We start from the raw sequence: 11,552 nt of genomic DNA on the forward strand, positions 1-11,552 counted from the left end.
GCCCGACGCTTTACCGCTTCCTTACTACCGACCGGCAATTCTCATGTACAAACTCGTTCTCATCCGCCACGGCGAATCGACGTGGAACAAGGAAAACCGCTTCACCGGCTGGGTCGACGTCGACCTCACCGAGCAGGGCACCCGGGAAGCGCAGCAGGCTGGCGTGCTGCTCAAGGAGTCGGGCTATACGTTCGACATCGCGTACACCTCGGTGCTGAAGCGCGCGATCCGCACGCTGTGGCACGTGCAGGACCAGATGGACCTGATGTACCTGCCGGTCGTGCATTCGTGGCGTCTGAACGAGCGCCACTACGGCGCGCTGTCGGGTCTGAACAAGGCCGAAACCGCCGCGAAGTTCGGCGACGAGCAGGTGCTGGTGTGGCGCCGCAGCTACGACACGCCGCCGCCCGCGCTCGAACCGACCGACGAGCGCGCGCCGTACGCCGATCCGCGTTACGCCAAGGTGCCGCGCGAACAGTTGCCGCTCACCGAGTGCCTGAAGGACACGGTCGCGCGCGTGCTGCCGCTGTGGAACGAGTCGATCGCGCCGGCCGTCAAGTCGGGCCGCAAGATCCTGATCGCCGCACACGGCAATTCGATCCGCGCGCTCGTCAAATATCTCGACAACATCTCGGACGGCGACATCGTCGGCCTGAACATTCCGAACGGCGTGCCGCTCGTCTATGAGCTCGACGAAAACCTGAAGCCGATCAAGCACTACTATCTCGGCGACCAAGACGCGATCGCGAAGGCGCAAGCCGCGGTCGCGAGCCAGGGCAAGGCGGGCTGATTGCGCGAACCGCATGCGGCCCCGCGCGGCGGACCATGCGCGGGGCCGCACAGCGCAATCCCGGACGACCGGGAAATACTGTTTTGTGAGTAGTAGCCGGAGTCGCCGGCCGTGCGGGGCGGCTTCGCCAGGCGGTTTCCTTTATCCACCCGGTTGAGCGGCTTCCTGGGCGGACGCGCCGGTGGTCTTTGAGGGTGGCTTGCGGCAGTATGGGCAGCCGGCCGTCGAATGCACCGGCGAAGCATTCACCCTGCGCGCTCCGGATCTCACGAACCCGGGCCGTCCTGTACTGTCGAAGCACGATTATCTGCGCCACGCCCTGAGCAGGCGGGTGTGCAGTTATACTTGTCCGTCCAATCTTTATCGACGCTGCCACGCGCTTCCGACCCGCAACAGACTCTATGCGAAAGAACCTGAAAAATATCGGCCTGATTGCCGCGGGCCTTGCTACCGGTGTCTTTGCCACCCTGCAGTTCTCCGCCTCGGCCGAGCAACCCGCCAGCGCCGTGGTTGCCCCGCTGCCGTTAGACCAGCTCAGGCTCTTCGCTGAAGTGTTCGGGCAGATCAAGCACGAATACGTCGAACCGGTCGACGACAAGAAGCTCCTCACCGCCGCGATCAAGGGCATGGTGTCGAGCCTCGACCCGCACTCGTCGTACCTCGACAAGACCGATTACGAAGAGCTGCAGGAACAGACCAAGGGCCGCTTCGCGGGCCTCGGCATCGAAATTTCGTCGGAAGACGGCCTGATCAAGGTGATTTCGCCCATCGAAGACACGCCCGCGTTCCGCGCCGGCATCCGTCCGGGCGACCTGATCACGCGCATCAACGACAAGCCCGTGCGCGGCATGACGCTCGATCAGGCGGTCAAGCAGATGCGCGGCGATCCGGGCACCAAGGTCACGCTCACGATCTTCCGCAAGACCGACGACCGCACGTTCCCGCTCACGGTCACGCGCGCGATCATCAAGGTGCAGTCGGTGAAGGGCAAGATCGTTGCGCCGGGCTTCGCCTACGTGCGCATCACGAGCTTCCAGGAACGCACCACGCCCGACCTCGCCGCCAAGCTGCAGGACCTCGCGCGCCAGGAGCCGAACCTGAAGGGCCTCGTTCTCGATCTGCGCAATAACGGCGGCGGTCTGCTGCAAAGCGCGGTCGGCGTGGCCGGCGCGTTCCTGCCGCCGAACTCGGTGGTGGTGTCCACCAACGGCCAGATTCCGGATTCGAAGCAGATCTATCGCGACACCTACGATAACTACCGTCTGCAATCGTTCGACAGCGATCCGCTCAAGGACGTGCCGGCCATCTTCAAGACCGTGCCGATGATCGTGCTGACCAACGCCTACTCGGCGTCGGCCTCGGAAATCGTCGCGGGTGCGCTGCAGGATCAGCACCGCGCGCTGATCGTCGGCAAGACCACGTTCGGCAAGGGTTCGGTGCAAACCGTGCGGCCCATGACGGCCGACACCGCGCTGCGCCTGACCACCGCGTACTACTACACGCCGAGCGGCCGCTCGATCCAGAACAAGGGCATTCGCCCCGACATTCCGGTCGACCAGTACGCAGACGGCGATCCGGACGACGCGCTCGTGACCCGCGAAGTCGACTACTCGAATCACCTTGCGAACACGCAGGACCCGAACGAGAAGAAGGAAGCGGAGCAGCGCGAGCAGGAGCGCATGGAACAGCTGCGTCTGCTCGAAGAGCAGAACGACAAGAAGACGCCGGAACAGCGCCAGAAGGATCGCGACCGCAAGCCGGTCGAATTCGGCTCGGCTGACGACTTCATGCTGCAACAGGGGCTCAACAAGCTCGAAGGCAAGCCGGTTCAGGAATCGAAGTCGCTGATGGAGCGCCGTCTCGCGCAGAACAAGCCGGCTACGTCGGCTTCGGCGCCGGTCGCGGTGAAGCCGACCCAGCCGGTGCCGGGTGCCTCGGGACCGGCTCCGGTTCAGGCTCCTGCCTCGGCTCCCGCGCCTGCATCGGCGCCGGCCACGCAAGGCAAGTAAGCCGTCCGCATGTGTCTTCGCAGCGCCTCGTGCTGCGAAGACACACTGTGAAGCCACACCGCGAAGCCTTCGCAAAAGGCGTCGCTCAACCGGCGATGTGCCAGCCCTTGGGTTACGGCAAGCTGAGCCACGGCAAACCGCTCTCCCCCGCGCGATTAAAATAACAGCCACGAATGCGCGCCGCGGACCACCAGTCCGCCTTTCCTCGCGCGACACAGCGACACACTCACGCGCTCCCGCCATGAATGACGATCAACTCCTTCGCTATTCCCGCCATATTCTCGTCGACGAAATCGGCATCGAAGCGCAGCAGCGTTTTATCGACGCCCACGCGATCGTCGTCGGCGCGGGCGGTCTCGGTTCGCCGGCGGCGCTCTATCTCGCGGCCGCGGGTGTCGGCCGCCTCACGCTCGTCGATGCCGACACGGTCGACCTCACGAATCTGCAGCGGCAGATCCTGCACGTCAGCGCATCGGTGGGGCGCAAGAAGGTGGAGTCCGGGCGCGACATGCTCGCGCAGATCAACCCCGAGGTCGTAGTCAATGCAGTGGCCGAGCGCGTCGACGATGCATGGCTCGCTCGCGAGGTACCGCACGCGAGCGTCGTGCTCGATTGCACCGACAACTTCGCGACGCGTCACGCCATCAACCGCGCGTGCGTCAAGCATCGCGTGCCGCTCGTGTCGGGCGCGGCGCTGCGTTTCGACGGCCAGATCAGCACGTTCGATTTCCGCGACGAAGCATCGCCCTGCTACGCGTGCATCTTTCCCGAAGACCAGCCGTTCGAAGAAGTCGCGTGTTCGACGATGGGCGTGTTCGCGCCAACGGTCGGCATCATCGGTTCGATGCAGGCCGCCGAAGCGCTCAAGGTGATCGGCGCGATCGGCACGCCGCTCGTCGGCCGCCTGACGATGCTCGATTCGCTGCGGATGGAATGGAACACGATGCGCATCGGCCGTCAGCCCGATTGCCCGGTGTGCGGGCAAGCTCATGGGGCTTGATGCATCGCTGCACCGATACCTCTGCACGGATACCTCGATACCCGCTCGCGCTAACGGGCGCCGAATAAAAAGACGCAGCACTCAGGCTGCGTTTTTTTATTGAAAGAGGCGTCGACGAAACCTCACGAACTCAAGCCAGCGCGACCCGCTTGAGCGCCGCCTGCACCTCTTCCGGCTCGAACGATGCCAGCACGTCGGCCACCGGCTTCTCCAACGTCTTCAGATGCGAGCGCAGCACTTCCTGCTTGACCTCGAGCAACTGGCTCGGATGCATCGAAAACTCGGTGAGTCCCATGCCGAGCAACAGCCGCGTCAACGCCGGATCGCCAGCCATCTCGCCGCACACCGAGACCGGCACGCCCGCGCGCTTCGCCTCGCGCAGCGTGAACGCGATCAGATGCAGCACCGCAGGATGCAGCGGGTCGTACAGATGCGCGACGGCGTTGTCCGCGCGATCGATCGCGAGCGTGTACTGGATCAGATCGTTGGTGCCGATCGACAGGAAATCGAGTCGCTTCAGAAACAGCGGCAACGCAATCGCGGCAGCTGGAATCTCGATCATCGCGCCGACCTGCACGTTCGGATCGTAGCCGATGCCCGCGTCGTCGAGCTGACGCTTGGCTTCGCGGATCAGATCGAGCGTCTGGTCGATTTCCTGCGCATGCGCGAGCATCGGAATCAGAATCTTCACCTTGCCGAACGCCGACGCGCGCAGGATCGCGCGCAACTGCGTGAGAAACATCTGCGGCTCGGACAGGCTCCAGCGAATCGCGCGAAGCCCGAGCGCCGGATTCGCCGCGGTTTCGTAGCCATCGCCGCCGCCCATCGAATCGAGCGGCTTGTCGGCACCGACGTCGATCGTGCGGATCGTGACCGGCAGGCCATTCATCAACTCGACCGCACGGCGATACGCGCAGAACTGCTCCTCTTCTTCGGGCATCCGGTCCTTGTGATTCATGAACAGGAACTCGGTGCGGAACAGCCCCACGCCGGTCGCGCCGGATTCGACGGCCGCGCGCGCATCTTCAGGCAGCTCGATGTTCGCGCACAGTTCGATGCGCGTGCCGCATAACGTTTGCGTCGGCGAAAACTTGAGACGCTGCAGCTTGCGCTGCTCCAGTTCCTTTTCGCTTTGACGGTACGAATACTCTTCGAGCACGATCGGTGCGGGATCGACGATCACGATGCCATGATCGCCGTCGACGATGATCAGGTCGTCCTGGCGAATCAGCGCGCTCGCATGCTGCACGCCGACCGCGGCCGGAATGCCGAGGCTGCGCGCGACGATCGCGGTATGCGAGGTGCGCCCGCCGAGATCGGTGACGAAGCCCTGGAACGTCTGCGTCTTGAACTGCATCATGTCGGCCGGCGCGATGTCGTGCGCGACCACGATCATCTCGTCGCATGCACCGTGCACGCCATCGAGACCGGACGCACCCGCGAGCGCCTTGAGCACGCGCTCGACCACCTGCTCGATGTCGGCCTTGCGCTCGCGCAGGTACTCGTCTTCGATATCGTCGAAATGGCGCGACAGGCGCTCGAGTTGTTCGGTCAGCGCCCACTCCACGTTGTAGCGGCGCGTACGGATCAGGTCGATGGTTTCCTGAACGAGCATGGCGTCGTTCAGGATCATCGTGTGAACGTTGATGAAGGCGCCCATTTCGCTGGGCGCGTCGGCGGCGAGATCGGCACGCAGCGTATCCAGTTCCTCATGAACGCGTTGCTGGGCCGCGCGAAAGCGCTCGACCTCCCCTTCGATCTGGGCAGGTTCGATCAGATAGTGGTCTACGTCGAGTGCAGCCGGGGCGATCAGATAGGCCCGCCCGATGGCGATACCGCGTGACACGGGAATTCCATGCAGCGTGAACGACACGCGCACCTCCTCTAGTTGTGTGATGCCGCGGCAAACCGCTGCAATGCTCTCAGACTGTACTGGGCATTATAAATTCCGCGCTCTGGCGAAGTATGTCGAAGGTGTGTGCGGCGCAGCACGAATTGTCGGCATCGCGGGCGGCGCAGGATGGGTGTGCCCGTATGGCTGCACATCGTGGACGACGCCTCGCGCGCCGCAAACCCGTCTCGCCTTACGCACCCTTGTCGCGTGATTAACCGTACACGTGCCGCCGATACGCCTCCCGCCGTTGTTACCCGTTGAAATACCGGCGGCAAAAAAAACGCCGCGGACGAGCCGCGGCGCTGTCGTATCAGCCGATCGCTGAATACGCCGGATTATTGGCCCTCGCCGAATTTATCGGCGATCAGTTTCAGCAGCGCGTCCATCGCCTCCTGCTCGTCGGAGCCTTCGGTTTCGATCAGCACCGTGCTGCCGATACCCGCTGCCAGCATCATCACGCCCATGATGCTCTTCGCGTTGATGCGGCGGCCGTTGCGGCTCATCCAGATTTCCGCCTGATAGTTACCCGCGAGTTGCGTCAACTTGGCCGACGCACGCGCGTGCAGCCCCAGCTTGTTCACGATAGTCGTTTCCTGTTGCAGCATGTGATGGTCCGAAGCGCGCGTAAATGGGATGGTAAAAGTTGAAACGGCAAACCCGTTGCAATGCGTTTGAAGCCGCCGGCGACACGCCCCGCCGCCGACGCTTCGCCTATGTCTACAAGCTCTACAAGCCGGCCGAACCCGCCTTCTGCGCCAGATCGGCGTCGGCGGGCAACGCGGGAATGCAGTCGCCGGGCGCGACGGTCGCCGGCAAGGCCTGCGGGCAATCGCACGGCGCGGCCGGTGCCGTGGAGGCTTCCGGCATAGCGGGCCCGATCGCCTGAATGCCCTTGGTCGCGCCGGCGAGCGCCTTGTCGACGAGCGTGTCGAGCGGCATCGCGCGATAGCAGACCGAGCGCACGAGCATCGGCAGATTGACGCCGCACAATACGCGCACGTCCGGCACCGTGGCAAGCCGGCCCGCGATATTGGCCGGTGTCGCGCCGAACATGTCGGTGAGCACGAGCGCGCCGTTCTCTTCCTTCAGACGCGCGATTTCCGCATTCGCAAACGCCACCACTTGCGCGGGATCGCAATCGGGCGACACGTCGATCACGCCGATGCGCGCCGGCAAACCGCCGTAGATGTGGGAAATGCAATCGCGCAACGCGGTGGCGAAGGGAGCGTGCGCAATGATCAGAATGCCTGCCATGTCAGCCTTACTGCAAAAAAACGGCCCCGAACCATGGACCGGGACACAGCCCGGTTCGTCAGCGCCCTTGACCGGCCGTGGGTCGCAAGGGCGGGAACGCCTCGTCAGGCGAGCGGTTCGCGGCGCCTCGCATGAGGTGGGCGCCTGCGGGAACCCTGCCCGTTGGTTGTCCGCAATCCGCGCGGGCGGCACCGGTTACGGCCGGCGATCTTGCCGGTGGCTACCGAATGCCTTGCGCGGGCGAGCGGGCATTGTAACAGGCTCATTTTCGCGCCAAAGCGCGAGGCGCGCCCGACGCAACGCCCAATGCCGGACCTGACGCGGATTCGCTACACAGGTTGGGGGCCCGGCCCGGCATTCAAGGCCGTGGCATCAGCCCGCCGCGCGCTCCAGCGCGTCGACGAACATCCCGGCCACGTCAAAGCCGGTCTGGTCCATGATCTCGCGGAAACACGTCGGGCTCGTGACGTTGACTTCGGTGAGCCAGTCGCCGATCGCGTCGAGCCCGACCAGCAGCAAACCGCGCGCCGCCAGCACGGGTGCGAGCGTATCGGCAATCGTGCGATCGTGTTCGGTCAACGGCCGCGCGACGCCGAGGCCGCCCGCCGCGAGATTGCCGCGCACCTCATTGCCCTGAGGAATGCGCGCGAGCGAATATGGCACCGCTGCGCCGCCGATCAGCAGGATGCGCTTGTCGCCGTCCTTGATCTCGGGGATGAACTTTTGCGCCATCACCGAGCGCGCGCCGTCGTGGCTCAGCATTTCGATGATCGAGCCGAGGTTCATGCCGTCCGCCTTCACGCGGAACACGCCCATGCCGCCCATGCCGTCGAGCGGCTTCAGGATCACGTCGCCGTGCTGCTCGTGGAACGCGCGCAGACGCGCGGCGTCGCGCGTGACGAGCGTGGGCGCGACGAACTGCGCGAATTCGCCGATCGCGAGCTTTTCCGAATGATCGCGGATCGCCTGCGGCTTGTTGAAGATGCGCGCACCGTTACGCTCGGCGATTTCGAGCAGCCACGTCGACGTCACGTACTCCATGTCGAACGGCGGGTCCTTGCGCATCACGACCGCGGCGAAGCTTTTCAGCGCGCGCGGCGCGGCGGGGTCGGCGGCGAACCAGACGTCGCGATGCAGATCGGCGGTGTCGCCGACGATCGCAATACGCTCCACGTTCGCCTCGACGTCACCGCCCGTCCACGCCAGATGCTTCGGCTCGCAGGCGTACACCGTGTGACCACGGCGCGCCGCCTCGGCCATCATTGCGTAGGTCGTGTCCTTGTAGATCTTGAACTGGCCCAGCGGATCGGCGATGAAAAGAATGTCCATGAAAGTCCCGGTGCGCCCTGAGTGGCGTGACAGTGTTCGTCAATATAGTCTTTGAAGACGGCAATGGCGGCACGCATGCCGCCATCCCGCCGCGCGAGGTGGCTCAGACCTGGATCGCTTCCGGATCGGTCTTTTCGAGTTCGACCGATGCGGCGAGCAGCCCGAGCCGCGCGACCACGCCGTACATGTAGAAGCGGTTCGGCGGCGCCGCGCCGGGCTTCGCGTGCGCGTCGGGCAGCGCCGTATGCTCGAAGCCGAGCGGCACGAAGTGCATGCCGGGCGCGTTCAGGTTCTGATCGCGCTCGCGGCTGCCGTGCACGCGATAGAAGCCGCCCACCACGTAGCGGTCGATCATGTAGACGACCGGCTCGGCCACTTCCTCGCCGATGCGCTCGAACGTGTACACACCTTCCTGCACGATCACGTCATGCACTTCGAGGCCGTCTTTGGTGGCTGCCATGCGCACGCGTTCGCGCTTCGTGAGCGCGGCCACTTCCGAGGCGTCGTGCACGGTCATCACGCCCATGCCGTAAGTGCCCGCATCGGACTTGATGACGACGTACGGCTTCTCGGAGATGCCGTACTCGCGGTACTTGCGGGCGACCTTCTTGAGCACGCCGTCGATCGCATCGGCCAGCGCTTCCTCGCCGGTGCGCTCCTGGAAATCGACGCCTTCGACGCGCGCGAAGTACGGGTTGATCATCCACGGATCGATCTCGACCATCTTCGCGAACTTCTTCGCGACGTCGTCGTAGCAGGAGAAATGCGTCGACTTGCGGCGCACCGCCCAGCCCGCATGCAGCGGCGGCAGCAGATACTGCTCGTGCAGATTTTCGAGCACGGGCGGAATGCCGCCCGACAGGTCGTTGTTGAGCAGGATCGAGCACGGGTCGAAGTTCTTCAGGCCGAGGCGCCGCGGCGAACGCTCGAGCGGTTCGAGCACGAGCTTCTGCCCGTCCGACAAGGCGATCGTGACCGGGCCGTTGATGGTTTCGTCGAGCGTGCCGAAGCGCACGTTCAACCCGGCCTGGCGCATGATCGACGCGAGCCGGGCGACGTTTTCGAGGTAAAACGCGTTGCGCGTGTGGCGCTCGGGAATCACGAGCAGGTTCTTCGCGTCCGGGCAGATCTTTTCGATCGAGGCCATTGCGGCCTGCACCGCGAGCGGCAGCACTTCCTGTGGCAGATTGTTGAATGCGCCGGGGAACAGATTGGTGTCGACCGGCGCGAGCTTGAAGCCCGCGTTACGCAGATCGACGGAACAGTAGAACGGCGGCGTGTGCTCCTGCCATTCGAGCCGGAACCAGCGTTCGATAGCGGGCGTGGCGTCGAGGATCTTCCGCTCGAGGTCGAGCAGCGGGCCGTTTAACGCCGTAACTAGGTGCGGAACCATTGATCACTCGCAAACTGGAGAAAAAAGATTGTAGAGCAAATACTTTGTCTATTTGGGGACGGTTTCTCCATTCGCAAGCAAACTCGAATGTATTCTCCCTATCACGATAATAGGCCCGGTAAATGGCCGTTTCCAGACGCGCCTATCCGCGGATTTGCCGCAGTGTTTTTTGCCGCAGTTTTTCACCGCGTTTTTTCATCGGGATTTTTTCAAGCGGCTTTTTCATCCGGCTGTTTCATCTGGCTTTTTCAGCGATAGCCGGCCGGCTCGTCATTATCTCCCACCGATCCGCCAGCCATTTTGCGGACGTTGTCAGGCGGCTTCCCTGCTGTTTTCCGCCGGAGCTATTTCCGTCGTCTTCGAGACGGTTCCTTCGACGCGCCCATTCGCGCAAGACCCTCAACCATTCCGCCGGAAATCCGGCAAAAAAAAGCCCGCCATGAAAGCGGGCAAAATCGCCGTGCTGGATGCCTGATCCGTCACCGCGCTCCATGCTCCGGCGAGCCCGCAAGCGCGGGCTCGCGCGAAGGCACTGCGAGCAGCGGCGTTATTCGACGTGTTCGCCGTGCAGGCTCACGTCGAGGCCCTCGCGCTCCTGCTCTTCGGTCACGCGGATGCCCATCACCATGTCGATCACCTTCAGCAGGATGAAGCTCACCACGCCGCTGTAGATCAGCGTCGTCAGTACGCCCTTCGCTTGCAGGATCACGCTGCCGTCCGCGCCGCCGATGTCCTTGACCGCGAATACGCCGGTCAGCAGCGCACCGACGATACCGCCGATGCCGTGCACGCCGAACGCGTCGAGCGAATCGTCGTAACCGAGCTTGTGCTTGAGCCACGTCGCCGACCAGAAGCAGACCACGCCGGCAACGATGCCGATCACGAGCGCGCCGAGCGTGCCGACGAAGCCCGAAGCCGGCGTAATCGCGACCAGACCCGCGACCGCGCCCGACACGATGCCGAGCACCGACGGCTTACCCTTGGCCGCCCATTCGGCGAACATCCACGCGAGCGCGGCCGCCGCCGTCGCCACTTGCGTCGCGAACATCGCGAAGCCGGCACGGCCGTCCGCCGCGACAGCCGAACCCGCGTTGAAGCCGAACCAGCCGACCCACAGCATCGCGGCACCGATCAGCGTGAGCGTGAGGTTGTGCGGCGCCATCGCTTCGCGGCCGTAGCCGACGCGCTTGCCGAGCACCAGACAGCAAACGAGGCCCGCGATACCGGCATTGATGTGCACCACCGTGCCCCCCGCGAAGTCGAGGATGCCCGCGCTGGCGAGCCAGCCGGTCGGCTCCCACACCATGTGCGCGATCGGCGCGTAGACGATGATCGACCACAACGACATGAACACGAGCATCGCCGAGAACTTCATGCGGTCGGCGAACGCGCCGGTAATCAGCGCCGGCGTGATGATCGCGAAGGTCATCTGATAGACGAAGTAGACCGTCTCGGGAATCGTCGGCGCGAGGTGGCTCACGGTCAGCGTCGTGGCCTTGTCGCCCTTGATATAGGTCATGCCCGCCATGAACACGCGCGAGAAGCCGCCGATGAACGAGCCGCCCGGCGTGAACGCGAGGCTGTAGCCCACCACGGTCCAGATGATCGTCACGAGACAGGTAATCGCGAAGCTTTGCATCAGCGTCGCAAGCACGTTCTTCTTGCGGACCATGCCGCCGTAGAACAGCGCGAGACCGGGGATCGTCATGAACAGCACGAGCGCGGTCGAGGTCAGCATCCAGGCGGTGTCGCCGGAATTGATCTTCGACGAATCGACCGAGAACGGCGCGGTCGGCGCAGCCGGCGCGGCTGCGGCTGCCGAGGTGTCGGCGGACGCCGGTGCGCTTGCGGCCGGGGCGGCGGGTGCCGACGCCGCGGCCGCA

General features: G+C 64.4%; 10 protein-coding genes. 4 read left to right on the plus strand and 6 right to left on the minus strand.

Going from position 1 to position 11,552, the window contains the following annotated elements; genetic code table 11:
* The first annotated feature begins 43 nt into the window (after window positions 1–43).
* The 3 genes from gpmA (at window position 44) to moeB (ending at window position 3,799) form a co-directional block, all read left to right on the plus strand.
* Window positions 44–790 (plus strand): 2,3-diphosphoglycerate-dependent phosphoglycerate mutase, encoded by a 747-nt coding sequence (gpmA, locus tag F3J19_RS26670; protein ID WP_167048433.1) that lies wholly within the window; start codon window positions 44–46, stop codon window positions 788–790.
* 401 nt (window positions 791–1,191) lie between these two features.
* The gene (locus tag F3J19_RS26675) at window positions 1,192–2,799 is read left to right on the plus strand and encodes a S41 family peptidase (RefSeq protein WP_167048435.1); all 1,608 of its coding nucleotides are present in this window, start codon (window positions 1,192–1,194) and stop codon (window positions 2,797–2,799) included.
* Window positions 2,800–3,040: 241 nt separating this feature from the next.
* On the plus strand, window positions 3,041–3,799 hold the full coding sequence (moeB, locus tag F3J19_RS26680; protein WP_167048437.1) for a molybdopterin-synthase adenylyltransferase MoeB: 759 nt from the start codon (window positions 3,041–3,043) through the stop codon (window positions 3,797–3,799).
* A 130-nt stretch (window positions 3,800–3,929) separates the two neighbouring features.
* Here moeB and ptsP read toward each other — a convergent pair whose 3' ends face one another.
* From ptsP to gshA, 5 genes are all read right to left on the minus strand, one after another.
* Window positions 3,930–5,672 carry a phosphoenolpyruvate--protein phosphotransferase gene (ptsP, locus tag F3J19_RS26685; protein ID WP_167048439.1) on the minus strand — a complete coding sequence of 581 codons (1,743 nt, stop codon included), beginning with the start codon at window positions 5,670–5,672 and terminating at the stop codon, window positions 3,930–3,932.
* Between the two features lie 356 nt (window positions 5,673–6,028).
* Window positions 6,029–6,298 carry an HPr family phosphocarrier protein gene (locus F3J19_RS26690; protein ID WP_167048441.1) on the minus strand — a complete coding sequence of 90 codons (270 nt, stop codon included), beginning with the start codon at window positions 6,296–6,298 and terminating at the stop codon, window positions 6,029–6,031.
* Between the two features lie 121 nt (window positions 6,299–6,419).
* Window positions 6,420–6,947, minus strand: coding sequence for a PTS mannose transporter subunit IIA (locus F3J19_RS26695; RefSeq protein ID WP_167048442.1), 528 nt, complete (start codon window positions 6,945–6,947; stop codon window positions 6,420–6,422).
* Window positions 6,948–7,319: 372 nt separating this feature from the next.
* On the minus strand, window positions 7,320–8,276 hold the full coding sequence (gene gshB / locus F3J19_RS26700; RefSeq protein WP_167048444.1) for a glutathione synthase: 957 nt from the start codon (window positions 8,274–8,276) through the stop codon (window positions 7,320–7,322).
* A 103-nt stretch (window positions 8,277–8,379) separates the two neighbouring features.
* Entirely contained in the window at window positions 8,380–9,669 is a 1,290-nt protein-coding gene (gene gshA, locus F3J19_RS26705; protein WP_167048446.1) for a glutamate--cysteine ligase, read from the minus strand.
* A gap of 169 nt (window positions 9,670–9,838) precedes the next feature.
* Here gshA and F3J19_RS26710 point away from each other — a divergent pair, with 169 nt between their 5' ends.
* A complete protein-coding gene (locus F3J19_RS26710; RefSeq protein ID WP_167048448.1) occupies window positions 9,839–10,144 on the plus strand; it encodes a hypothetical protein in 306 nt (101 codons plus the stop codon).
* 72 nt (window positions 10,145–10,216) lie between these two features.
* Here F3J19_RS26710 and F3J19_RS26715 read toward each other — a convergent pair.
* Window positions 10,217–11,552, minus strand: a 1,336-nt coding sequence (locus tag F3J19_RS26715; RefSeq protein WP_167048450.1) for an ammonium transporter, incomplete at its 5' end; no start/stop codon positions are given.

It is taken from the genome of Burkholderia sp. Ax-1724 (genome assembly GCF_011752995.1).
Lineage (GTDB): Bacteria > Pseudomonadota > Gammaproteobacteria > Burkholderiales > Burkholderiaceae > Paraburkholderia.